General features: G+C 69.5%; 28 protein-coding genes. 8 read left to right on the forward strand and 20 right to left on the reverse strand.

The genetic code is table 11. The features are described 5' to 3' along the window. Positions 1–17: 17 nt before the first annotated feature. A complete protein-coding gene (locus tag ACWGH4_RS00165) occupies positions 18–521 on the reverse strand; it encodes a hypothetical protein (RefSeq protein ID WP_453453939.1) in 504 nt (167 codons plus the stop codon). A gap of 232 nt (positions 522–753) precedes the next feature. Here ACWGH4_RS00165 and ACWGH4_RS00170 point away from each other — a divergent pair, with 232 nt between their 5' ends. The 4 genes from ACWGH4_RS00170 (at position 754) to ACWGH4_RS00185 (ending at position 2,309) form a co-directional block, all read left to right on the forward strand. Continuing rightward, positions 754–1,155 (forward strand): WYL domain-containing protein, encoded by a 402-nt coding sequence (locus tag ACWGH4_RS00170; protein ID WP_453453941.1) that lies wholly within the window; start codon positions 754–756, stop codon positions 1,153–1,155. Positions 1,156–1,163: 8 nt separating this feature from the next. Continuing rightward, the gene (locus ACWGH4_RS00175) at positions 1,164–1,475 is read left to right on the forward strand and encodes a hypothetical protein (protein WP_453453943.1); all 312 of its coding nucleotides are present in this window, start codon (positions 1,164–1,166) and stop codon (positions 1,473–1,475) included. 126 nt (positions 1,476–1,601) lie between these two features. After that, positions 1,602–1,808, forward strand: a complete 207-nt coding sequence (locus ACWGH4_RS00180; RefSeq protein ID WP_453453945.1) for a DUF6011 domain-containing protein — start codon at positions 1,602–1,604, stop codon at positions 1,806–1,808. A 333-nt stretch (positions 1,809–2,141) separates the two neighbouring features. Beyond that, entirely contained in the window at positions 2,142–2,309 is a 168-nt protein-coding gene (locus ACWGH4_RS00185) for a hypothetical protein (protein ID WP_453453947.1), read from the forward strand. Positions 2,310–2,381: 72 nt separating this feature from the next. On the opposite strand, the gene ACWGH4_RS00190 is transcribed toward ACWGH4_RS00185, so the two are convergent. From ACWGH4_RS00190 to ACWGH4_RS00215, 6 genes are all read right to left on the reverse strand, one after another. Then, the gene (locus tag ACWGH4_RS00190) at positions 2,382–3,554 is read right to left on the reverse strand and encodes a hypothetical protein (RefSeq protein ID WP_453453949.1); all 1,173 of its coding nucleotides are present in this window, start codon (positions 3,552–3,554) and stop codon (positions 2,382–2,384) included. Then, on the reverse strand, positions 3,551–3,865 hold the full coding sequence (locus ACWGH4_RS00195) for a hypothetical protein (protein WP_453453951.1): 315 nt from the start codon (positions 3,863–3,865) through the stop codon (positions 3,551–3,553). Before ACWGH4_RS00195 ends, ACWGH4_RS00190 begins: the two co-directional genes overlap by 4 nt. Further along, positions 3,862–5,025, reverse strand: coding sequence for a tyrosine-type recombinase/integrase (locus ACWGH4_RS00200; protein ID WP_453453953.1), 1,164 nt, complete (start codon positions 5,023–5,025; stop codon positions 3,862–3,864). The genes ACWGH4_RS00195 and ACWGH4_RS00200 overlap by 4 nt, the downstream gene beginning before the upstream one ends. Next, positions 5,015–5,350 (reverse strand): hypothetical protein, encoded by a 336-nt coding sequence (locus tag ACWGH4_RS00205; RefSeq protein WP_453453955.1) that lies wholly within the window; start codon positions 5,348–5,350, stop codon positions 5,015–5,017. The genes ACWGH4_RS00200 and ACWGH4_RS00205 overlap by 11 nt, the downstream gene beginning before the upstream one ends. A 129-nt stretch (positions 5,351–5,479) precedes the next feature. Beyond that, a complete protein-coding gene (locus ACWGH4_RS00210) occupies positions 5,480–5,803 on the reverse strand; it encodes a helix-turn-helix transcriptional regulator (RefSeq protein ID WP_453453957.1) in 324 nt (107 codons plus the stop codon). 143 nt (positions 5,804–5,946) lie between these two features. After that, positions 5,947–6,648 carry a DUF5710 domain-containing protein gene (locus ACWGH4_RS00215; protein ID WP_453453959.1) on the reverse strand — a complete coding sequence of 234 codons (702 nt, stop codon included), beginning with the start codon at positions 6,646–6,648 and terminating at the stop codon, positions 5,947–5,949. Between the two features lie 204 nt (positions 6,649–6,852). Between ACWGH4_RS00215 and ACWGH4_RS00220 the strand changes: the two genes are divergently transcribed. From ACWGH4_RS00220 to ACWGH4_RS00235, 4 genes are read left to right on the forward strand one after another with little or no spacing between them, the layout of a single operon-like run. Next, positions 6,853–7,497: a hypothetical protein gene (locus ACWGH4_RS00220; RefSeq protein ID WP_453453960.1), complete on the forward strand. Its 645-nt coding sequence runs from the start codon at positions 6,853–6,855 to the stop codon at positions 7,495–7,497. 11 nt (positions 7,498–7,508) lie between these two features. Then, positions 7,509–7,802: a hypothetical protein gene (locus ACWGH4_RS00225; RefSeq protein ID WP_453453962.1), complete on the forward strand. Its 294-nt coding sequence runs from the start codon at positions 7,509–7,511 to the stop codon at positions 7,800–7,802. An 11-nt stretch (positions 7,803–7,813) separates the two neighbouring features. Then, positions 7,814–8,146, forward strand: a complete 333-nt coding sequence (locus ACWGH4_RS00230; RefSeq protein ID WP_453453964.1) for a hypothetical protein — start codon at positions 7,814–7,816, stop codon at positions 8,144–8,146. 11 nt (positions 8,147–8,157) lie between these two features. Further along, the gene (locus ACWGH4_RS00235) at positions 8,158–8,475 is read left to right on the forward strand and encodes a hypothetical protein (protein WP_453453966.1); all 318 of its coding nucleotides are present in this window, start codon (positions 8,158–8,160) and stop codon (positions 8,473–8,475) included. Between the two features lie 129 nt (positions 8,476–8,604). On the opposite strand, the gene ACWGH4_RS00240 is transcribed toward ACWGH4_RS00235, so the two are convergent. From ACWGH4_RS00240 to ACWGH4_RS00300, 13 genes are all read right to left on the reverse strand, one after another. Beyond that, the gene (locus ACWGH4_RS00240) at positions 8,605–8,901 is read right to left on the reverse strand and encodes a hypothetical protein (RefSeq protein ID WP_453453967.1); all 297 of its coding nucleotides are present in this window, start codon (positions 8,899–8,901) and stop codon (positions 8,605–8,607) included. Further along, positions 8,898–9,239: a hypothetical protein gene (locus ACWGH4_RS00245; RefSeq protein ID WP_453453969.1), complete on the reverse strand. Its 342-nt coding sequence runs from the start codon at positions 9,237–9,239 to the stop codon at positions 8,898–8,900. The genes ACWGH4_RS00240 and ACWGH4_RS00245 overlap by 4 nt, the downstream gene beginning before the upstream one ends. Positions 9,240–9,306: 67 nt before the next feature. Further along, positions 9,307–9,882: a dCTP deaminase gene (gene dcd, locus ACWGH4_RS00250; RefSeq protein WP_453453971.1), complete on the reverse strand. Its 576-nt coding sequence runs from the start codon at positions 9,880–9,882 to the stop codon at positions 9,307–9,309. A gap of 148 nt (positions 9,883–10,030) precedes the next feature. Next, positions 10,031–11,311, reverse strand: a complete 1,281-nt coding sequence (locus tag ACWGH4_RS00255) for a hypothetical protein (protein WP_453453972.1) — start codon at positions 11,309–11,311, stop codon at positions 10,031–10,033. 16 nt (positions 11,312–11,327) lie between these two features. Further along, the gene (locus ACWGH4_RS00260; RefSeq protein ID WP_453453974.1) at positions 11,328–11,888 is read right to left on the reverse strand and encodes a collagen-like protein; all 561 of its coding nucleotides are present in this window, start codon (positions 11,886–11,888) and stop codon (positions 11,328–11,330) included. 98 nt (positions 11,889–11,986) lie between these two features. Continuing rightward, entirely contained in the window at positions 11,987–12,301 is a 315-nt protein-coding gene (locus tag ACWGH4_RS00265) for a hypothetical protein (protein WP_453453976.1), read from the reverse strand. A gap of 33 nt (positions 12,302–12,334) precedes the next feature. Further along, entirely contained in the window at positions 12,335–12,691 is a 357-nt protein-coding gene (locus tag ACWGH4_RS00270; RefSeq protein ID WP_453453977.1) for a hypothetical protein, read from the reverse strand. 33 nt (positions 12,692–12,724) lie between these two features. Further along, positions 12,725–13,804, reverse strand: a complete 1,080-nt coding sequence (locus ACWGH4_RS00275) for a peptidoglycan-binding protein (RefSeq protein WP_453453979.1) — start codon at positions 13,802–13,804, stop codon at positions 12,725–12,727. A 167-nt stretch (positions 13,805–13,971) separates the two neighbouring features. Then, complete coding sequence (locus tag ACWGH4_RS00280) at positions 13,972–15,528, reverse strand: hypothetical protein (RefSeq protein ID WP_453453981.1); 1,557 nt, start codon at positions 15,526–15,528, stop codon at positions 13,972–13,974. Positions 15,529–15,531: 3 nt separating this feature from the next. Next, positions 15,532–16,638: a hypothetical protein gene (locus ACWGH4_RS00285; protein WP_453453983.1), complete on the reverse strand. Its 1,107-nt coding sequence runs from the start codon at positions 16,636–16,638 to the stop codon at positions 15,532–15,534. Further along, positions 16,635–17,570, reverse strand: coding sequence for a hypothetical protein (locus ACWGH4_RS00290; protein WP_453453985.1), 936 nt, complete (start codon positions 17,568–17,570; stop codon positions 16,635–16,637). Before ACWGH4_RS00290 ends, ACWGH4_RS00285 begins: the two co-directional genes overlap by 4 nt. A gap of 12 nt (positions 17,571–17,582) precedes the next feature. After that, positions 17,583–18,485 carry a phage distal tail protein gene (locus ACWGH4_RS00295; protein WP_453453987.1) on the reverse strand — a complete coding sequence of 301 codons (903 nt, stop codon included), beginning with the start codon at positions 18,483–18,485 and terminating at the stop codon, positions 17,583–17,585. After that, positions 18,478–22,086: a hypothetical protein gene (locus tag ACWGH4_RS00300; RefSeq protein ID WP_453453988.1), complete on the reverse strand. Its 3,609-nt coding sequence runs from the start codon at positions 22,084–22,086 to the stop codon at positions 18,478–18,480. Before ACWGH4_RS00300 ends, ACWGH4_RS00295 begins: the two co-directional genes overlap by 8 nt. Positions 22,087–22,097: the final 11 nt, after the last annotated feature.

Here is a 22,097-nt window from a genome sequence, read left to right on the forward strand (position 1 = left end):
GGCCGCCCGCAGAGGGGCTACTTCCTGGACGCCTTCGGCGCCGGGTACTTCTCCTGGATCAGCCACTCTCGGATGACGTGCATCGGCCGCGGCTTCCAGCCCAGCTCGTCCGCACGTTCCTCGGCGGCCTGCTCGACGCGCTTGCGCAGCTCCTCATCGATCCGCACGTTGATGACGACCTTCTCCTCCCCGGAGCCGCGTACGGACCGGGCCGGCTGCTCGGGGGAGAACTCGCCTGCGATGAAGGCGTTCAGGCCTTCGGTGGCGTCCGCGATGAGGGAGGTGCCGGCCTGCTCCTGAGCTGCCCGGATCCGGTCCCGGTCGGTGGCGGAGATACGGATCGGCAGGTTCGGTGCGGAGGTGGCATCGCCGGCGTCCGGGTCGGAGCGACGGAGGATGCCCCAGCCGGCGGGGGCGAGTACAAGGTCGATCGCGTCGGCGAGGTCGGGCTTGCCGGTGTCGCGCAGGTGGCTGGCGGCGGTGGCGATCTGCTGGCGGATCTGGTTGTCCTTGCGGGCCACGGGGCGGGGTCCTCTCGGTGGGCGCGTCCGCAGGCACCGAGGGCGGTTGGGCGGGCGCGTCATGGGGGTGTGTGCCACGCCAGTGTCCTCCATTTCGTATTGCGTACGCCACGCCTAGGGGGCGGTGCGTAGCCCCAGGGGGTTCCTGGTGGGCACCACGTTACACGAAACGTATTGCGTACGCACTATGAAATGGTACGGTGTTCCCAACACCACGAACGAGGGGGACCCGATGAGGCACACCAGCCGCCAGACCAGCACCAAGACCCTGGCCGACCTCTACCGCGCCCTCGACCGTCGTCACGCCGTCACCATCACCTACCTCGACAAGGACGGCACCGAATCCATCCGCACCATCGAGCCGATAGACATCCGCACCACCCGCAACGGCCTCATCCAGGTACGCGCCATGTGCCGGCTCCGCGGCGACGCCCGATCCTTCGACGTCGACCGGATCGTCTCCTACACCTGCCACCGGATGGCGTTCGTCCTCGAAGCACCGGAGGCAACGACCCCGGCCGGACGGCCCACCATCGTCCGTAGCGCCGCACAGCTCATCGCCCGCGAACTCGGCCGCGACTACCTCCCCGCCCGCCGCCGCATCACCCAGACCGACACCGACCTCGCCGCCTAGGAGGACCCATGCCGCTCGACATGACTGGCGACCACCGGTACAACCCTCGGGTCCACTACCGGCGCTACCTCAGCCACCGCCCGGAGCAGGGCATCATCGTCATCTGCGTGCAGGACTTCGATTACCACGACTACGAGCCCAGCCGCTTTCTGGACCTCGCGTCGTTCGACACTGACGAGGAAGCGCGCCTGTCACCCCTCAGCGCGTATGACGTCGCGCAGAAGATGGAGCAGTTGGAGCCCGGAGACAACCTCGGCCACCTTCAGGCTCGCCGGCTCCTGCACGCGATGAACAGCCATCTCCTGTACTCCGGCCAGTGAACGACGAAGGCCACCACCCCGAACAGGGATGGTGGCCTTCAAAGTCACACGAGTTGCGCAAGCGCAGCTTAGCCCGAGAAGTCTCCACCCTGCTACCCCCACCGCCTACCTGGGACAATGAAACCCATGGCCCAACGCCCCACGCACCAGCAGCCGTCCCTGGTCGACGACCCCGTCACCGGCTACCGGCACCGCTACTGCCGGCGCTGCGGCCGCGAACTCACCCGCCTCGAATCCCGGCTGAACGGCTACGGACCGGACTGCGACCCCAACCGGCACCCCGCGGCCGCACCCGAGCATCACGTCGACCAAGACACGCTCCCCGGCACCTGAAACCGGCGTCGAGCGGCGCGAGGCAGTACGTCCTGTTCTGTCGCAGCCTCCAGCGTGATGCGCGCCACTCTTTCCGGATGGCCTAGGCCAGTAGTCACTGGCCGTTGCCCGGCAACTCTGTTCTCCCCCAACCACTTTCCCGAAACAGAGGCCCATCTCCCCACGCAGATAGGTCAGTTGACCCGCTTATAGCCCTTCAGTCATTCTCCCGGCATCGGGCAATCAGCCCGACAACGCAAACGGGAGCCCTCCCCCGAAAGAGCCTGGCCGGGCATCGGGTTAAAGCTCCCTGCGCGGGTGCCACTCACCATGAATCTGAAGGAGACACCAGCAATGGACGGTAGCAAGAAGAACGAGGAAGGACAGCCAGAGGGACGGCTGACGCGACTTCGACGTCGGCTGTCGGAGTGGCGGATCCACCAGTACGTCGCCCGCGGCATGGCCACCGGCATCGGCAGCGGAGCGGTCAGCATCATCATCCTGTGGGTTCAGGCCCGGTAGCGCAGCAGACGGCGGCCCCGCGCACGTGCGAAGTGACCGCGGGGCCGCCCAGCGCCATCCTGTCCGAAGCGCCTACCCAGACCGTACGGCCGCGCCCGCACCGGCGCGCGACGACGGCACCGGCGGCGGCTCGTCCAGCGGCGTGACGCCGACCGCCCGGCGTAGCTGCTCCATCGTCGTCGGCAACGGCGACCAGCCGTACTGGCCGGCCATCACATAGTTGAGTGCCGTGATCCCCCGCGCATAGGCCCTGCGCAGCCCGTCCGGGAGGATCGTGATCCCCGCCGGGCCGGCCTTCGACTCGTGCAGCGTCACCCACAGCGCGCTGCGGCCGCCCTCGATCGGCAACGCGTCGACGATCTGCTCCCGCACCTCCAGCCACCGGCCAAGCGCCACCCGCGTCCCGTCCCGCAGCGGGTACCACTCCACCTCCGGCAGCGGCGGCAACACCTCCACCGCCGCCAGCACCCGCTGCCTTGTTGCCTCCGACATGCGCTCCCGCTGCCCCCACAACACGGCCCGCACCGTATCCGGATGCACCTCAGCCAACGAGGCGATCTCCTCCGCCCGGTTCGGCCCGGCCTTCTGCTGCCGCCGGCGCACCCCCACCGCGGCGAGCCCCTCCGCCACATCGTCCATGCGCAGCGCCGCCAACTCGCCCGACCTGGTGCCCGCGTCCAGCACCACCGCGACCATCGCCAGCAGCCGCGTCCGGTCCGCATGCGACAGCGCCAGGCCGTCCCGCTCCAGCGGCCCCTCCCCGGCCAGGTCCACCAGCCCCCGATACAGCGCCGCCCGCGACCGGCCGTCGACCGTGGCCTTCAGCTCCGGCTGCTCGATCACCGGCAGCAGCAGCATCCGGTCCGGCACCACCACCCGCCCCAGCAACGCCAGACAGTCCCGCACAATCCGCAGCGACGCGACCGGCAGCGGCCGCCCCACATCCTTCGCCCGGAACCTGAGCTCCCCGGCCTCCACCAACTCCCAGAACGCGCCGATCGCCTCGTCCTCGAACAGCCGGCGCGCCGACCGCTTCGACAGCACTGCTTCCGGCACGGTGCCGACCGCCCGGTCGACCAAGCCCACCAGCGCCCACAGCTGCTTGGCCCGCGACCGGGACACCTGGATCGGCACACCAGCCGCCCCAGGCACCAGCTGCCGCCCCTCCCAGGCGGCAGGGTCCCGCGGCGCGATCCGCTCCACCACCGCGGCCAACTGCCGCACCGACGCGTACCGGTAGCTCACGACGCCTCGCCCTGCTCTGCAATCTGGGCCGCTTCCAGGTACGCCGCGTGCCGTGCCGTGCCCGCCGGATGACGGCCTGCCGCCCGCCGTAGCTCCTCCGCGATCTGCGACCGAAGCATGTGCTCGTCGGGCGGCATCTCGTTCACCCGCAGGCCCTTCGCCAGATGAACCGTGAGAGCCCCGATGATGGGCAGCAGCAGCTTCTCGTCGGAGTCCCCGACGCGCCAGGTCGAGCGGCTCAGACCGTCCCTGGCCGCAGCCAACAGGCCGTCGAACACCGGTCGGACATCCACGGACTCGTCTGCGGTCATGCCTGCTCCTCGCGCCGCTTCGCCTGCACCTTGAGCCACGGATTCTCCGCCCGGGACTGAGCCCGGTCCAGGTACTCCCGCTTCACCACCGCCGAGCCCGGCTTCCACCGGCCCTGCTTGGTCGGGTCCCCGCCGGCGTCCGCAATGGCCTGGGCCCCGCCCCGGCGCAGCCCGTGCGCGGTGATCTGCTGCCAGTTCTTCGCCCCGGCCTTGAAGGCGCGGCCGCGGACCCAGTCATTGATGGCGTCGCCGGTTACGTAGTCGCCACGCTCCTTGGCGGCCGCCCGGTTCTGGAGCGTGCCCCGAGAGGTGAGGGCCCGGAAGAACGCCCCCTCCCGCACGCCGAGCCGGTGCAGCACGCTCAGCCAGTCCCGCACCGCGGTGACCGGGTCCAGCAGCGGGTCAGGATCCGCGGGGATGTCCGTGTGCTCACCCTTGGCCTCCTGGTCGGTCTTGGAGGAGCGGATGTGGAGGGTGACGAAGTCGTCGTCCACCGCGACGTCGGCGATGGACAGGTCGGCGAGCTCCACCCGCCGGTTCAGCGCGCCGCGGCCGAAGAGGAGGACGCACCGGTCTCGCACGCCGGCCGGGGTCCGCAGGTCGCAGCTTTCGACCATGGCCCGCAGCAGCGCGTCGGTGACCGGCGGCGCCTTGCGGACGGCGCGGCGCTTGCCCCACTCCTTGCGGTACTCGTTCAGCATGCCGCGGGCTTGCCTGGTGCCGGGCTTCTTGTCCTCGGGCATCCAGGTGCGGATGGCGGACATGGCGGCGCTGATGGCGTTCGGGGCGCGGCCCTCCTCGATGAGGTGGGCGACGTACTCGACGTAGGTGGCGGTGGTGCACGGCCGGGCGACGCGGCCCTGCTCTGTGCACCAGGCGGCGAACTTGTTCCGCTGGGAGAGGTAGTTGGCGCTGGTGTTGCGCGGGGCGGACTGCTTCTCGAGCCGTTCGGCGGTCCGCGCGGAGACGTACAGGTCCCGTTCGGTGTACGCCGGCTGCTCGTCCTCGGTGGGTAGGCCCTGGCCGGGGTAGAGGATGGTGTGCCGGTCCACGGCCGGCCGGACGGCAGGGGTCTGCTGCACCAGGGCAGGCAGGTGGTCGTCGTCCACCAGCTCGGCGTCGACCACCTCCGCCTCGTCGTCCACGACGTCAGCCCCCAAGGGCCTGACGAACGCGTGCCAACTGGGGGTTCTCCCAGACGGAGAGGTAGTCGGGGTGATCCCGCCACTGCTCACCTGCGCCAGTCAGGAGATGCCAGGCGCGCTCGGCACCCTCGGCGTCGTCCTGGGCCAGGAGGTACGAGACGGCCTCGGCCATGCCCGCGATCCCGTGCTTGTTGGAGTTCGAGACGCGGTTGAAGCGGGCCGCGGCGTCGGGGTCCAGGTCCTCGTCCGTGTTGATCGCCTCCCACTCCTCGTTGACGCGTTCCTCAAGGAAGGCTTGCAGCGCCTGTACGTCGTCGGCGGCAGGAATGGTGACGGCCATGGAGTTGATCCCCTCTCAGGGCGGCTCACGCAAGAGCCACCTACAAGGGAAATTATACGTGGGTGATCGCGAGAGGGTTCCCCGAAACGGTGTCACCTGCCCGGTCCGAGTCACCCCTTATCGTCAGGGTCAGGACCTCGGGGTGAACCGCGGCTCTGGCGGACGGCGCTCGTGGAGCCGTGCCGCGCCCGGGGCAGGGGCCAGCTGCTCCGCGATCCACGCCTGAACGTCGACCAGTCTGTAGACAACCTTGCGGCGGTACGTGGTGGAAGGTGGCCCGGTCCCCTGGCAGCGATAGTTGTACAGGGTCCTCTGGGCCAGTCCCGTGAGTCGGGACGCTTCGTCGAGCCAGATATACCCCTCGGGAGCGGGGAGTTGAGAGCGGCGCACGTGAGAGATTCTGCCGGACCGTTGCTCCCGGAGGGTGACAGCGCGCATGGCACATGGGCTCATTCCGCCTCAAGGATGGCTACCCGGCGTGCCGTTCGAGAGTGGACAAGCGGAGAGGGCTTCCGATCCTTCGCCAGAATCGATCCTTACGGATGGGCCGCACTTCGGTAAGAACGCTTCGCTACCTCCACCAGGTCATCGCATCGTCAGGACTGATTGCGGAGCGTGGTCTGCGCAATGCGGTCCCGCTCGTTGGCCTCTGGCGGCCCGGAAAGGGTGATGCCGGCGTTGGTCAGCATCGAGAGGTCCAGCGAATAGCTGCGCTGGGACCGCGCGTGCCAGATCTCGAAGGCAGCCTCGACATGCTCCCGCGCCTCGGCCTTGGTCATGCCGGTCACGGCCATCAGGTGGGAGAGGGCCACGTCCTCAAGGCCGCGGACCTGGGCGAATCCGAAGTGGGTGACGGTGTGGCAGTGCGTGCACAAGCAGATGAGCCGCCGGAGTGTCTGAACTCGGCGTTCGTCGTCGTACGTCCATCGTTCGTGGGCTTCGAGCCACCGCTTCGTCTCCCGGTCCTGCGTGGCGCCGCACGCTTCGCAGCGCTGGCCCGCCCGGGCGGTGATCATCCTGCGCAGGCGTTCCCAGTCCTTCGGGGCGACACACGAGCGGACGTTCGTGAACCAGCAGGAGCTCGGGACGAGGTCGACGAACAGGCCCTGGCCCAGGGAGCGGTCTTCGCCGGGCAGCAGATCGGGGATGTCGGGTGCTGCTGCCCACCGCTGGAGGGAGTCCTCCCGGCCGGGAGGGGCGTACCAGCGTCGTGCTGCACCATCCCATCGGGCACCAGCCGCCTTCGCGGCGTCCTTTTCGTCATAGGTGACGTCCAGCCAGTTCCGTTGTATCGCCACGGTGTTCGCCCTCTCCTCGTGGGTTGTAGCCGAAGGGTATGGCTAGGCGCTGACAGAGAGGGTGTGGTTCGGTCACCCCCGAGGTCGGCCGCACAGCGGTCCTGATAAACGTGGAACTAACCAGTGACAGACGAGTCGTGCTGCGCTACGGTGATGCCACGTCAGAAGCACGTTAGTTCACGTCTCTTACTACGGGGGCACCTGTTGCGCATCACGATGAACATCGAGAACCCCACCGGCGACTTCCAGAAGAAGCTGCTTACCCTCCTCGCCGAACACGCTGCCGACATCCAGATCGACGCGACCTGGACCGTCGAACGAGCAGAGCAGTACTACCGATCCCTCCCCTCCCGGGCCCGCCGCATCGTCAAGCTCGCCGTCGCCGGCGACGGATACGTCTCCGCCGAAGACCTCCGCGACGAGGAAAACACCAGCCTCCGCGGACACAGCGCCGCCCTCAAGCGGCTCCTCCACCGCGGCTCCATGCGCGGCCTCTGGCCCGAGAGCATCCCCACCCCCATCGACCCCCAAGGCCCCGGCTTCGGCAAGGTCGCCGGCTACGCCATGGACGAGGACCTGGTGCCCGTCTTCTTCGCCGCAGTCCGCAACATCGAGACCGAGCCCGAGGAATGGGCAGAGCAGCGCATGACCCAGTCCGCCGCACTGGAGCAGGCCGTCCGCAAGCGCCGCGGCGAGTGGACCACCGTCCTGGCGGTCGCAGCCCTCCGCGACGCCGGCCACGAGGTCACCGACAAGCGGGCCCGTCAGATCCTCCGCGACCTGGCCGCCGCCGGCCTGCTGGAGAAGACCGACCCCGGCAGCGCCACCTACCGCACCACCGAGAAGTAAGGACCACGACCGTGCTGACTCTCAGGGAGCTGGTGGCCGCGCAGGCAGGGACCGGCCGACCGCTCACCTTCGAGGCACTGCACCAGCGCGCCGTCGACCCGGCAACCGGCTACCAACCCAGCGCGAATCACCTGTGGCGGATCGCGACAGGCCAGGCGGTGAAGGTCAACCCGCCTCTCATTGCGGCCATTGCCGCGGGACTGGGGCTCGACCTGATCGTGGTGCAGCGGGCGGCCGCAGCCGAGTACCTCGGCATGGTCCTGCAATCCGACATCCCCCTACCCGACACCACCACCGAGCAGTGAGGACCACGACCATGGACGACGACCTGAGCCCCGAGCCGAACACCTACCCGCCCGAGTTGCTCAACGCCATTGGCGACCTGCTCGCCACCGCGCAGCGACACCAGGTCGGCATCGCCTTCGAACCCGATGGGGACGGATGGCGCATCCACTACATTGTCGACGACTGGCCGGCCGTCGAGGAGTACCAGCTTTCAGCCGGTCCGCTCTCCGACGCGTACGACCTCCAGGTCGCATCCTCCGCAGCTCTGCGCCCGCTGGTGAAGATGGGCATCTCGGTGACAGAGCACTTCAAGAGCCGCAACGGGGGATACGCGCAGCGGGCACCCTGGGACACCGAGAAATGAGGAACACGACCTTGGCCGTGAACGCTGTCCACGAGTCCGAGTTCCGGACGTACAACTTCACCCTGCCGGATGGGGCCCCCGAGGTGCCGCTGCCGTACGACATGGGGCGCCTCGTACCGAGTCAGGTGCGCATCAAGCTGTCCCGGCACTCTGGAGAGACTGAGTGCCAGGGCGAGGCCCGCGTGTTCGGCAAGTGGCGTGACCGCGATGGCACCCTGACCGACCGGCTGGAGGACGTCGTCTTTCCTGGGGGCGTGCACTGGACCCCTCAGTGGGTGCTCGACCTGATGCGCCGTAGCTGTCCGGTCGGTTGGCATCTCGCACGTTGACCAGGCCCTGTAGCGATGCCCCCGACCAGGTGAATTGGTCGGGGGCATCTGCACGCCAGGGTACGGCTGGCCGCATAGAGGCGACGCCCGCTCGTGGGGAGGCAGGGGCGGGAAAGGGGCGATCCTCAGTTACCAGCCCCTACGCGAACTCGGTACACGCTTCGACTCGGGCAGGACTTCGACGGTGAACTGCTCCGTGATAGCCCTGATGTGAATGCCGGCGAAGCAGATCTTGTTGCCGTTGTTCCCATGGGGGATTTCGCGACGGTAGGCCATCTCCCGGAGTCGCCTGGCCGTGAAGGGCAGCCACTGGGCCGCCTCGGCAGGCGTGTAGTGGAACAGCTCGCCTTCGACGGTGGAGGGCGCCGGGATACCCGGTCGGATCTGCGACGACTGCGGCACGCCAGGAGCCTCGGGCACGGTCATGAATGTCCCCCTCGCGCGGCTCGCGCCTTCGTCGCACGAGGTTCCGGAGGGCGGCCGCAGGAGGCGGCGTCCTCGGCCCTCTGCGCCATCTCTCGAACTGCGGTCTCATGCAGGTCCGCGAGGAACGACTCGATGGCGTCGATCCGTGCGGCGACCTTCTTCCCGATGATGAAAGCTACCGGCCCCTGGTCGCGCATCCGCCACTTGCGGTACGTGCTGGGGCTGATGCCGAGCCGGGTGGCGATTCCGGGGATGACAACCGAGCCGTCTCTGCTTCGGTAGTCCTTGATCCACACGATGCCCGCCGGCGGGGCCTGCACTCGTTCGCTGCGGGGCACGTTGGGCTCCTTCCCAAGGGCGATGCAGAGACGGTATGGGAAGCCACCAGCGAGACTGAAACCGGCGTCACACCTTCGTGCGATGGAAGCCGATGTGGGAGCGGGAAGCGGTCGGCCCGCGCTGCCCTTGATAGCGGGACCCGGCCGCCCCCGCGCCGTACGGGGCCGCGGCCGGCGACGAGCACTGGAAGAAGCACAGTTGCCCGATCTTCATGCCGGGCCACAGCTTGATCGGCAGCGTGGCGAGGTTCGACAGCTCGAGCGTCACGTGCCCGGAGAAGCCGGGGTCGACGAACCCCGCGGTGGAGTGTGTGATCAGACCAAGGCGCCCGAGCGACGACTTGCCCTCAAGCCTCGCCGCCACGTCATCCGGCAGCGTCACCTGCTCGTACGTCGACGCGAGCACGAACTCCCCCGGGTGCAGCACGAACGCCTCCCCGTCAGCCACATCGACCAGCCGCGTCATGTCCGACTGGTCCACCGCCGGATCGATGCAGGCGTACCGGTGGTTCTCGAACACCCGGAACCCGCGGTCGAGGCGGACGTCCAGCGACGCCGGCTGTATCAACGCCGGTTCGTACGGGGCGATACGGATACGGCCGTCAGCTATCTGGGCCTCGATGTCACGGTCGGAAAGCAGCACACGGCGAGCGTAGGCGCGCGCCAGGAGTCTGTTGCCCTGGCTGTTGGCGGGGTGTTGACCCGCACTGGCTTGCGGCGTGGTGGGCGGAGCGCTCGTTCGAGCAAGATCGGGTTATTTACGGTGACTTTGTGTAGGACAACTGCCCTGGTCACAGTTCAATGCCGCCCGCGACGACGAACTCCACACTGCGGACGATGTGGTCGTCGTTGGCGCCACCGTTCGACCCGGTCCAGCCCACCCGCACCGACGCCGGCACCACGGCCGGAACCTGGTCGAAGAGGAGGACGCTATCGGCCCACACCGAGATGCCGCCGGCCGCGTACCGGACGCGCACCAGGACCGGCGCGGCGCGCAGGGCGAGTACGCCTCCGTACGTGGCGACGGTCGTCATGCCGGTGGGGGTGGTGGTGACGATCCGGGCCCGGGACCCGGCGCCGGTGTCCAGGGCGACCGCGAGCGCTGTGCAGCCGACGAGACCGAGGTCTCCTCCCCCGCCGCCCTGGAAGGTGGCCGCGGTGTCTGCGGGGTCGGCGAGCGCGAAGGTGATGCCGTCGGCGCCGGTGCCGCCGGACATCTCGCACTGGAAGGTGACGTCGAGGCCGTCGGCGGGCTCGAGGCTGGTGCGCCAGCAGGTGCCGGAGCCGAACCCGTCTGCCGCGTGGGTGAGGTACAGGTCTGTGCCGGTCAGGGCGGCGAAGCCGTTGAGTTGCCAGCCGGGGTCGGTCGGGGGCGGGATGTGCAGCCATGGCGTCCACACGCCGGCGGTCTTGGGCCCGTACAGTCGGCGTGCGCCTGCGTCGAGGGCCCAGTCGCCGTCGATGCCGATGGCGTTGTCGGGCTGGCCGACGGTGGTGAGGAGTCCGGGCCGGGCGGGGCCCGGGGCGCCATCTGCCCCGTTGGTGCCGTCGGTTCCGTCCTGCCCGTCCGTGCCCTGCAAGGAGGCGAGAAAGTCGGCCTCCGTCCCCGTGTTGCCGGCGGTGAGCCAGATGCCGTATGCCGACGCCCCCGGAGCTCCGTCCGTGCCGTCTGCTCCGTCGACACCCGGGGTTCCGGGAGGGCCGGGCACGAACACGACCGTCCCGGCCTCCGTTGGGGCGTCGGCGAGTTCGACCCGCACGTCGCCCACCCACCACTCGCCCGTCTCCGGGACGAGGATGTGCGTGGCGACCGGGGTGCCGTCCAGGGCGCGGCCCTCCATCACCTCCCACAGCGTGTCCCCCGCCGGTGACTCGACCAGCGCGTTGGCGACGAGGTCCGCCGACCAGGATCCGTCCGAGGCGGGCACGATCCGTACCGGGCGCACAACTTCGCCTTCGAGGCTGGCTACGTAGCCGACCGCCCGGGCGCCGGTCACGTCCACGAGCGTGGCCGTGACCTCCACCCTGGTGGGGTCCGTCGGTCCGATCAGCTTGCCCGTCACCATCGTCATCAGCGTCTCCAGATCATCAGAAGCGGCGGCGGTCGGGGGCGAGGCCCAGCACCGACGTGCCGTTGGCGGGTGGCTGCGGGTCGGGGCTGCTGTTGGTGGTGCACTCGTAGCGGGGTGCGGCCGGGTCGAAGTTGGAGACCCGGGTGCATGTGTAGGTGACGCCCTTGGGGTCGGTGTACGTCCAGCCCGCGGGCGGTTGCCCGTCCTTGCCGTCGACTCCGTCAGTGCCGTCCTTACCAGGCGGCCCGTCCGCGCCGTCCTTGCCGTCCGCCCCGGGGGCACCGGGTTCGCCCGGGACTCCGGGCACACCCGATGGCCCGAGGGGCCCTGTGGGGCCCGGCAGCGGCCGGAGGGTGGGCGCGGGGACGCCTTCGGGTCCAGTCGGGCCGACCGGACCCTCCGGACCGGTGGGGCCGGGCGGACCTGATGGACCGACGATGGACTTGCCAGCCTCGCCGCGTGACCCAGGGGGCCCAGCAATGGGCTTCTCGCCGAGGCTCTCCACCTGATGGGCGAGTGCGTCTCGGGCTTCGTTCGCCTCGTCCAGGTCGCGCGACAGGACGACGAACGCGGTCACGACTGCACCGAGGACGACAGCGGCAAACAGGGCAGCGGCTGCGGCAAGATAGTCGCCCCGCTTTCGTAGGCGCCGCGCTTCAACGCGGGTGATCGGCCTCATGCCTTCCCTCCAAGGAAGAAGAAGACGAACGGCAGGATGAGGCCGATCAGGGGGATGATGACGGACGCCAGCAGCCACCGACGGGTCTGTGTCACCCGGTCGGCATCCGCAGAGCGCTGCGTCTCGAAGCCTTCGACCTTCTTCGCCAAGTCGGCGATGTCCTTTGTGAGCCCGGCCTTTTCGACGGTGTACACGTCGGTTGAGACCATGCGGTCCAGGCGGGAGTTGATCTGGGCCATGTCGTCGCGGATGTCTCCGCGCAGAAGCTGGATGAGCCGTCCCAGCTCTCCCAGAGACGGCTCATCAGCCATGGGGCGTGCTCCTGGTGGGGGTAAGGGCAACGGTCAGGCGCTGGTCGGCTTGCCAACCGCGCCGGCCGGTACCGGGGCGGTGACCTGGGTGCGGTCGAACATGCCCACGACGGCTGCGACAAGGGACAGAACGATGGCCTGCTGCTCGGCGGACCAGTCCGCGCCGAAGCCGACAGCGAGGGCGATGACGGCCTGGACGAAGCCGAGGATGGCGGCGCTGATGCCGTCGCTGGCCATGACGGCGATGAGGAGGCCGACGGCGGCCGCGGCGACGGCGTTGATGACGGCCTGCTGTTCGCTGGACACCTCAAGGCCGAACGCGGTGCCGGTCTTCAGCGCTACGGCGATGAGGGTCAGGATCAGCGCGGGCTCTCGACCGAAGATCTTCACGGTTGTCTTCTCTCTCAGGAGTGATGGGCGGGGTCAGAGCTGCTTCGGTACACGAAGGGCATCCCAGGACTCCTTGCCAGGAATTCCGTCCAGTGCGGAGCCGGTCCAGCCCTTCTTGTTTTTGTCGGAGTACTTCTTCTGCCAGGCCGCATAGCTCCGGCGGTCGGCGTTGGTGAAGTGCGGGCCGGGGCCCTGCTGGTAGCGGCCGCAGCCTTCGGCGACGAGCCGGCGGCCCATGGCGGTTATCAGGGGTGAGCGGCGGCCCAGGCTGAAGAACGCGGCTCCGGGGAACGGCTCGTAGGCGGGCTTCGGGGCCGCGGGCTTCGACGGTGCCGTCGTACCGGGCAGCTTGAGCTTCTGCCCGACGCTGAGCTCGTTGGGGTCGTCGAGCTTGTTGAGGTCGACGAGCTTGGCGACCGTCGTCTTGTGCGTCCTCGCGATCGACCACAGGGTGTCGTCCTTGCGGACGGTGTACGTGCCCGACGGCGCCGGAGCGGGCGGCGGGGTGGCCGGGGGCTTACCTCCGGCGAGACGGTCGCGGACCCGGTCACGCATCGACCGCATCGTGAACCCGCGCGGGTCGACCTTCCCAGGCTGCCACTCGAGGTGCCCGATCACGCTCTCGGCGTCCCAGTTCAGGAGGCGGCACACGGCGGCCGCGGCCTTCTCGATGGCCTCGAGCTGGGCGTCCGGCCACGGGTCCTTGCCGTCGCCGAGGTTTTCGCATTCGAAGCCGATGAAGTGGCGGTTGCCGTCGGTGTTGGCCTCGTTGTCGGCGGGGAGTGCGCGCTCGTCGATGACGGCGTCGAGAACGTCGTCGTCGCCGAGCCCGGCGTGGTTGGCGCGGCCCCAGCCGACAAGGTGGACGATGCCCTTCTTGTCGATGACGCCGTGGCACAGCGGGCCGGGCAGTGAGCTGTATCCGTCGCGGCAGATGCGGACGGTGGTGTCGGTGCCCTTGGTGACGGTGTGGTGGATCATCACTCCGTGCAGGGGGCCGAAGGAGCCTTTGTGGTTGCGGTTGTGGGTGCGCCAGTCGCCGACTTCGACGACCTTGAGGCCCTCGTCGCGGAGTGCCTTCAGGAATGCGGCAGCACTCGGTGGCGTCGCCATCGGCTGTCTCGCTCTCTTCCCCGCGCCCAGAGCGTGTGGCGGTGGTCTCTGCGTCCTGGCGAGGCCGGGTGGCAGTCCCTCGGGGTGGAGCGGGGCGGAGGGTCGCCCTGCTGTTCAGCGTAGAGGCGGCCGGAGGGATCGTTCCCTCCGGCCGCCGCCGGTGCCGGTCAGTCGAGGGGCCAGCTGCATTCGGTGAAGTCGAACAGGTCGTTGACCGCGCGTGCTGCGGTGGTCCAGACGGTGACGACGCCGTCGGCTCCGACGCGGCAGCCGAGGAGGGAGGGGCTGCCGCCGGTGGCGAAGGGGACGTCGTAGTAGTGGGCCTTGAGGGGCCACATGCCCGCGGGGAGCGTGCACACGTTTTGTGAGGTGCCTGCGGCCATGGCGGTGGCGACCATCGCGGCGCCGTCGAGGCGGGCGCGTTTGGTGCCGCGGGAGCAGCGCAGGGTTTGGTAGGTGCCGTTCGTGGACTGCTTCCAGTCGGTGAACGTGACAGCCTGCCAGGCGCCCTCTTCGCTGAAGGTGCCGTTCGGGCCGGTCAGGGTGCCCGTGAGGGTGGTGTTGCCGTCCTTGTCGACGGTGAACTTGTCGGCGGCGTTGAGCTGGAGCCGCAGCAGGTTCCCGGTGTGGCCGGCGGCGGCGTTGAGGAGCACGCCGGATGAGGCGGACGCCGCGGGCTGCACGGAGAGGCGGCCGCCGGAGACGGAGATGACGCCGTCGGTCGCTTCGATGCGCGTGGACGGCAGGGCGTCGACCGTGTTCACGAAGGCGAGGAAGGCGCGGGTCGGGGAGGCTTCGATCCATCCGCCCTTGACCTTTCCGTCCGAGTCGCGGGTTCGGTAGGTGCGCCAGAAGTTGCTGCCCTCCCCCTGTCCGGAGTAGGTGCGCCAGCGCCAGTCGGAGACGGCGCCGTCGGTGATCTGTCCGGTGACGATGTTGACCGCGGGCTGCGAGTCGGTGCCGGTGGCGGCGATGTAGCCGGCGGTCACCCCCAGGCTGTTGTTGAACCCGACCGCGGGCTTGGTGCCGATCGGGTCGAGGAGGATGGACCAGCCGGAGGGGGCGGAGGCGACGACCATGCCGTCCTGAATGTCGACCGTGGCCCCGGCCCCGTCGTCGGAGTGGATTTCGGCTCCGTTGATGGTGCCGCCGGTGATGGTCTTGCCGGTGAGGGCGTCGACGGAGATGAGGTCGGCGGTGATCGCCCCGACGACCAGGTCTTCCGTGTCGGCCTTGCGGGGAGTGCCCGCGACACCGTTGCTCGCCGGGCCGGCGACGCCGGCGGTGCTGCGGGACCGGAGCTTGACGTGCCATTCGGTGTACGGGAGGGAGATGACGACCGAGCCGCCTTGCGCGGTCTCGATGGTGTCCCGGAGGGTGCCCTGGTCGGGGGTGAAGCCTGCGGTGGGGCCGACGTGGACCTCGACTCGCATCCAGTCCAGCGGTGCGGCCTGCGCGTCGGTGAACGTGCCGTCCCAGGCGACCGTCAGGGCGGCGAGCGCGGGCTCAACGGTCGGGTCGGACGGTGTGGGCGGGACCGGTCCATTGACCACGTTCACGCCGCTGGTGCCGTCCGCTTGGACACCGACGATGGCCTTCAGGCTGCCGGTGTCGTCGAAGACCTCGAGCGCCGCGTCGTCCAGCGAGGCGGACGACAGGCGCGAGGAGCGCTCTATCTCTTCGATCTTGCGCTTGATGAGGGCCAGTTCGTGTCCGATGTCCATGTATTACGTCCCTGCGTAGGTGTAGGCGTCGGCGGGCTGGAGGTCGATGACCGCCTGTGGCCCGCCCTTGGCGTGGGGGTGGATGGTCCAGCTGGTGATGCGGCGCCAGCCGACGTATGAGGTCCAGGCGTTGTGGATGCGGACGTACACGTCGTCGCCGACCTGCCAGGAGCCGAACCGGGCTGCGGCCGTGTCGCGGATGATGATCTGGTCGACGGTTCCGATGACCTGCCGCCGTTTGCGTTCCGCCGCTGCGTGGGCGGCGAGGACGTCTGCCGCGGTGATGCCCGGGTAGTCGGAGATCCGCTCGAGGCGCAGCCGGCCGTTGCGGACGGCGGAGACGGCGCGTCGCTTCTTGGACCCTTCGCCTTCGCCCATGGCGACGACGACCTGGGCGTATTCGTCTCCGCTCAGGGGTACGGCCGGGTCGTCGACGATGTTGACGCCGGAGGCGAAGGTCAGGTCGGTGCGGCGGGCGCCGAGGCGGGGCCAGCCGAGACGGATCCGGTGTACCGGCTGGGTCTTGGCGGCGTTCCAGGCGACGTCGCACGTGTAGTCGGGGGTGGCTTCGCCGGAGACGAGGTCGTCGATGTGGGCGCCGAGGCTCTTGCCGTCCCACCAGCCGGATTTGTACTGCTCGGCGGTGGTGCCGACCTTCGCGGTGCTGGTGATGGTGTCGACGACGACGCTGATGCTGCCGTCTTCGACCGACTGGGCGTACTCCCAGATGTCGCGGATGATCCGGCAGGGGTCGGCTTGCGTGTAGGGGCCGCGGCCTGCGAAGTCGCCGTGGAGGTCGAAGCGGTGCTCTAGGTAGCTGGACCAGGAGGCCGCTTCGAAGGTGAACGTGTCGCCTTCAGGTTCGGCGTGCCAGACGAGGCCGCCCCAGCGGAGCTGGCCGGCGGACTCGGTGTAGATGTACGTGGTGCCCGGGTCGAGGAAGCTGGGGTTCTGGGCGATGAGCCGCGGCGACAGGCGGCCGGTGAGAGTGCCGGGGCCGTTGAGCTCCGGCCCGTACGCCAGGTCCTGGACCGGGAGGGCGAGGGTCTGCCACTCGCCGGTCAGGGCGTGTCGGGTGAGGACCCGGTCGACGGGTGCGAGGCCGGTCACCTGGGCGCCTCGAAGAACTCGACGTCGGCGATCAACGTGGACGCGGTGTCGACCATCATCGTTCCGGCGTTGCCGGGCGAGGCGAGAGCACGGCAGCGGAGCAGCTGTGTGGTGCCGCGGTAGCTGTCGGGGATGGTGAGCGTGTCGCCCATGATGTGGGTCACGCGCCGGGTGCCGGTGGTGTTGTCGTCGACGATGACCGGCTCTATGGAGAGGACGCCGAGGGTTCCGGAGATGCTGCCGAAGAAGATGCCGTCGGACAGGCGCAGGCCGCCGATGCTGATGGTGACGACGGCCTTGGTGGCCCACGCCGGGACGGGAATGTTCCAGCCGGGCGCGGTCGAGAAGTAGGCGAACGTGGCGGACGTGCCGCTGATGCCGGTGGACGCGGAGGCAGGGGTCTGGATGTGCAGGGTGCGTTCGCGGCGGGGGTTCGCGACCTGCCGCAGGTCGGTGATCATCGCGTCGGTGATGACGGAGGTGCCGGCCGGTATCGCGATGCGGGCGAGGGGGATGCCGGTCAGCCCGCCGGGGATCGTCGTCGCCGTCGACGTGACGCTCGGGATGATCGTGAAGTAGTTGATGTCGTCGACTGCCGGGTCGAGGGTGCCCTCGTACTCGGGGTCCTCGACGCGGAGGATGACCATGTCGTAGCGGGTGCTACCGCCGCCGTTCGCCGCAACATCGACCGTGGCGGAGCCGACGTTGGCGACCGCGTAGGAGCCCTGAACAGGGTTGGCGCGGCCGACGACGATGCCGGACCCGTCCGAGATTTGCACCCCACCACCGGGGGTGGACAGTTGGCTGACCTTCAGGTCGTCGCCTTCGGTGATGCCCTCCGAGCCGCGGGCCAGGTCGCGCACGAGCATGCGGAACTGCTGCGCGGGGTGGGTGGCGCCGTCGGTGAGGATCGGGGCCTGAAACAGAGTCATGGTCGGTGCTCCTCAGAGGGCGATGTAGGCATCGCGCCAGGTGAGGCGCATGCGGGAGGTGAGGGTGGGGTCGACGGCGGTCCAGCGCATCTCTGACTGGCCGGGCGGCAGGGAGAACTGGTCGATCCTTGAGCCGGGGCTGATCAGGGTGGACGCGTTGCCGCCGTTCTCGCGGGTGACGGTGACAAAGCCCGGGCGGGTGTCTATCTCCACCCACTGGCCGGCCGAGAGGACCAGCGTCGGCATTTTGATCTGGCGTCCGGAGTCGGCGTGGGTGATGGTCACGTTGGAGCAGGGGCCGGTGATCCGGATGACCGGCCACGCGTCTGTATCCCCTTGGTTGGTGACCCAGCCGGGCCGGTCCGCAGCCGTGGCACCGCTGGTCACGTGGATCGGAGCCGTGACGGGGGCCGTGAACCCACCGCCAGACAACCAGCCCAGCGGGACGCTGATCTGCGTCTCGGTGTCCGCGTACCAGGTGGGGTCGTGGGCGATGAAGTCGATGTCGATGGGCAGGTATCCGTGGACGACCTGGGCGTACTCGGCATCCAGGCGCCGCAGGCGGCCCGTGAGCCGCTTGACGACCCCGCCGGGGCGCAGGATCCGCAGCGGCATTCCGCTGCCGCCGGTGAGCCGCAGGGCCGGGTCGGACGCGGCGGCTTGCAGGGAAGCGAGCATCGCCTCGCACGCCGGACCGTCGCCGGGAATCTTGATGGCGGCGTCGATCTGGACCTGCCGGGCACCCCAGTAGTCCGGGCCCGCCCACTCCCCGTCCATCGACGGCCGGTCCGTGTCGTTGTCGCGGACAGGGGGCCGGCCAAGGCCGGTGATCTCGATGATGTCGACCACCGTGCCCTTGCCGATGGCGACCCCGCCGAGGTCGACCTGCCCTGCGGTGAGCGTGATATCAGGCACGGGACTTCACCCCTCCCCTGGTGGCGCGCCGGTAGCTGCGGCCGACCTGCGCTCCGATGTCGGACGGCGACGCGTCGTTGCGGGATACGGGCACGTTGATGGTGGTGGTGTCGCCTTCCTTCACGATCACGACCTGCCGTCCCGCGGTGACGTCGGTCAGGCCGACGCTCAGGCGGCGGGCCGCGTCACGGAGGATCGGGAAGGCTTGGCGGCGGCTCTGGGCTTCGAGGGGGTTGAACGCCTCGCGCCCACTCCAGTTGTTGACGTTGCCGTTGGCGTTCCACTGGATCGCCGAAGGGTCTCCGTCGAGGCGCCGGACGATCTCCTCGGTGATGGCGCGGGAGCGGGGCCGCTTCGACGGGGCGAAGGGTACGTAGCCCTCGCCCATCGTTTCGGGCTCCGCCCACACGCGCATCGCGCCGGCGGGGGCGATCTGCGCGATGTGATTTTCGGCCCCGTTGGCGAAGTGCTTGACCTCGCCGCGGATGCCGCCGTCGGCGTAGTAGTCGACGACGCCACCGTCCGCTTCACGAAGCTGCGAGCCGTGCGCGCCCGAGCGGCGGGCCTGGTTGCCGGTGACGACGTAGTTCGTGGTGATGGTGATGGTCTTGTCGGACAGACGGTCTCGCGCGTTCTGCACCGCGCCGATGTTCGACAGGGCAGAGCCGGTGATCGCGGTCACCTGCACCCGTCCATCGGGCAGGGTCTCCGTTCGGAAGCCGAGCGAGTTGAGGAGCCGCATCGCCTCAGCGGTGAGCGCGTCCACGACGACCGACTTGCTGCCCGGCGTGGCCTTGATCTTCCCGATCACCTCGTCGAGACCCGCGATGGCGTCCTCGCGGATCATGTCGATCGTGATGTCCTTGTCCGCCGGGATGCCGAGAATGCTGGTGGCGAGCGCGTTGGCCTCGGCTTCGGTGAGGCCCATCTGCTGCGCGTACTTCACGAGCTCGGTACGGCCGCGGTCGTAGATGGCGTTGACCTCGCCCCACGGTGCGCCGGAGGCCCGGGCGGCCGCGGCAGCCTCGTCGGTACTTGTGGCCAGGTTTTGAAGGGCCGTCGCGGCGGCCTGGGCCTTCGGGTCGTTGAGGTCCAGTGCGCCGTTGACCATGTTCAGCGCGCCGGCGTTGTCCTTCGCCGCCTTCGCCGCCGCGTCGATGGACGCCTCGAAGCCGATCATGCCGCCGAGGGCTTGGCGGTTGACTTCGTTCAGGGCCTGGATCGCGCCGCGGAGGCCATCGGCGGATGCCCGCTGGGCGTCGAGCTTGCCCTTGACGTCGATCGCCTGCTGTCCGAACAGGCCCATACCCGCGGCGGCCAACTGCTGCTCGACCCTGAACGCGGCGACGGCGTCGTTGTACTTGGGGAAGACCTTGTTGATGTCGTCGATCGAGTATCCGGCCTTCAGCGCAGCGTTCTTGATCAGGTCGAAGTCGCTGGCGGCCTGCTCGCCGTAGCCGGACGACACCATGCCGGCCATGGCCTCGTCGAGGCCCTTGAAGTCGTCCTCGAGCGCCTTCAGGGACTTGTCGCCGTCGGAGAAGTCGGACCACAGATCATGGGCGCCGCGTCGCAGGTCGTCGAGGACCTCAATGCCCGAGTTGCCGAACGATTCGACGTACTCTTCCTGCTCCTTGGCGGCCTTGCCGAGCTCGCCGAGCTTGTCCACGACACCGTCGACGTCGCCGAACGTCTTCTTCAGCTCGCCGGTGAACTTGCCCGTCTCCGACAGTTCCTTCAGGGAGGTGGTGAGCCGGTCGACGTCCGGCGGCGCGCCGCGGGCCTTCTCGGCCAGGTGACCGATGCCGATCGCTGCGACGGCGAGGACACCAAGTCCGACAGCAGCCTTCGCGGTCGCGGACATGGATGCGGCGGTCGCGCGGAGGGTGGTACCTACACCTGCGGCGCGCATGACGGCGAAGTAGGCGCCCAGCCGGGCGGCCGCCGCTCCCCCGGTGACCGCGCCCAGGGCGGCGGCGGACAGAGTGACCAGCTTCATCACTGCGGCCACTTGGAGGAACGTGGTCAGCGCTCCGGGTGGGACCGCGTTGATGAGGTCCGCGAAGCCGGTGGCGAGCGCGTTGATGACCTGGAGCACGCCGACGCCGACGTCGGAGAAGGCGACAAGCAGGTGCATGCCCGCCCGGGCCAGTTCCCGCAGTGTGTCGCCCACGAGGGGCGCGTTCTGGCGGGCGTAGTCGAGGAACGCGCGCAGGTCGGCGCCGATCTCGCCGGTGTTCATCGACTGGGAGAAGCGGACCATGCCGCTGGTCGCCTTGGCTAGCGAGTCGGTGGCGAACTCGGTGAACCGGTCCATGAACCGGTCGAAGCCCTTGGCCTGGCTGGCTCCGGCGAGGACGTTCAGCATGTGCTGGAACTCGGTGGACGCGCCGCGCACCAGGGGGGTGAGCTTCGGGAGCATGGCGCGCATCAGGTCCATGGACTTGATGGCGACGGGCATGGTGTCGGCGGCCAGAGCGTCGGACCAGTCCATGTACTCGTCCTTGAGGACGGACACGGCGGCCGCTGCCTCGCGGGTGGCGGGCGGCATCTCCTCGATCTGGCGCAGGTACTCCCGTTCCGCCTCTACCGCCTGCTCGGAGCTCTTGCCGTGCTCACGGACGGCCTCCTCGTACTTCTCCTGCGCCTCGCCCGCCTCGACCAGGGTGGCGATCTGCCCGCCGATCGCGACACCGAACGCTCCAGCGGCCACGCCGGCCGCGGCGAGGCCTGCCGCGATGGGGACGGTTGCTGCGGCGATGGGGATGAGGGCGGTGGCGAGAAGCCCGACGGCCAGGTACAGGCTGCGCATGTTCCCGGCGGCGCTGCCCGCGCTGCCTCCCGCGTTGGGGAGGTTGCCGTTCAGGCCGTTGAGGTTGGCGTTGACGCGGGTGAGGCTGCCGTCGAGGTCGTCCATGTCGCCGCGCAGGAGGCGGACGCTCCCGGCGAGGGTGAGGACGTTGCCGTTGGCGTTCGATGCGGCGGTGTTCAGCAGGGCGAGGCGGCCGGCGGCGAGGGTGGCCCGGTCGGCGAGCTCGTCGAGTTCTCGGGCGGTGCGCCGGGCGCGGGCGGCGAGGATCAGCAGGGTGCGGGAGGTGTCGCTGGACTGGGTCTGGACCGTGTTGAGGGCTGCGGTGACAGCCGCTCCGGCGGCGGCGAGTTGGGCGGCGTCGGCGTCGAACTGGACGCCGATCCGGACGGGGCCCAGGCTGTTGAGGTTGGCGATGGCGGTGTGGATCGCGGCCTGGCCGGCGGCGGTGTCGTCGTCGAGACGGGCCTGGATGCGGACGTCGTCTGTCATGGCGCGCAGGCGGGCATCAGCGTGGTCGGCTGCGCGGGCGACGTCGCGCAGTTGGCGGGCTGCCTGCTGGGCCTGGCGGGCCATGCGCAGCAGGTTCCGCTGGGCGGTGTTGGTGGCGCCGCCGAGGCGGGTGATCTGGGTGGCGGCGCTGCTGGCGTCGGTGTCCAGGCCGCGGACCTGGGTGCGGGCGGTGCGGACGGCGGTGGCCAGGCCGCGGGCGTCGCGCGCCGATTCGCGCAAAGCCCGGGCGAGGTCGTTGCCCTCGCCGCGCAGGTCCACTGACAGGTTCCAGTTGGCCACGCCGCTCGCCC

This window comes from Streptomyces sp. NPDC054847 (genome assembly GCF_053610925.1).

Excerpts from the sequence above, each read along its gene's own strand:
- ACWGH4_RS00290 (WP_453453985.1), bottom strand. The coding sequence starts at position 17,570 with ATGACTCTGTTTCAGGCCCCGATCCTCACCGACGGCGCCACCCACCCC.
- ACWGH4_RS00185 (WP_453453947.1), top strand. The coding sequence starts at position 2,142 with ATGGACGGTAGCAAGAAGAACGAGGAAGGACAGCCAGAGGGACGGCTG.
- ACWGH4_RS00240 (WP_453453967.1), bottom strand. The coding sequence starts at position 8,901 with ATGACCGTGCCCGAGGCTCCTGGCGTGCCGCAGTCGTCGCAGATCCGA.
- ACWGH4_RS00205 (WP_453453955.1), bottom strand. The coding sequence starts at position 5,350 with ATGGCCGTCACCATTCCTGCCGCCGACGACGTACAGGCGCTGCAAGCC.
- ACWGH4_RS00265 (WP_453453976.1), bottom strand. The coding sequence starts at position 12,301 with ATGGCTGATGAGCCGTCTCTGGGAGAGCTGGGACGGCTCATCCAGCTT.
- ACWGH4_RS00170 (WP_453453941.1), top strand. The coding sequence starts at position 754 with ATGAGGCACACCAGCCGCCAGACCAGCACCAAGACCCTGGCCGACCTC.
- ACWGH4_RS00255 (WP_453453972.1), bottom strand. The coding sequence starts at position 11,311 with ATGACGATGGTGACGGGCAAGCTGATCGGACCGACGGACCCCACCAGG.
- ACWGH4_RS00230 (WP_453453964.1), top strand. The coding sequence starts at position 7,814 with ATGGACGACGACCTGAGCCCCGAGCCGAACACCTACCCGCCCGAGTTG.
- ACWGH4_RS00275 (WP_453453979.1), bottom strand. The coding sequence starts at position 13,804 with ATGGCGACGCCACCGAGTGCTGCCGCATTCCTGAAGGCACTCCGCGAC.
- ACWGH4_RS00195 (WP_453453951.1), bottom strand. The coding sequence starts at position 3,865 with ATGACCGCAGACGAGTCCGTGGATGTCCGACCGGTGTTCGACGGCCTG.
- ACWGH4_RS00175 (WP_453453943.1), top strand. The coding sequence starts at position 1,164 with ATGCCGCTCGACATGACTGGCGACCACCGGTACAACCCTCGGGTCCAC.
- ACWGH4_RS00210 (WP_453453957.1), bottom strand. The coding sequence starts at position 5,803 with ATGAGCCCATGTGCCATGCGCGCTGTCACCCTCCGGGAGCAACGGTCC.
- ACWGH4_RS00180 (WP_453453945.1), top strand. The coding sequence starts at position 1,602 with ATGGCCCAACGCCCCACGCACCAGCAGCCGTCCCTGGTCGACGACCCC.
- ACWGH4_RS00280 (WP_453453981.1), bottom strand. The coding sequence starts at position 15,528 with ATGGACATCGGACACGAACTGGCCCTCATCAAGCGCAAGATCGAAGAG.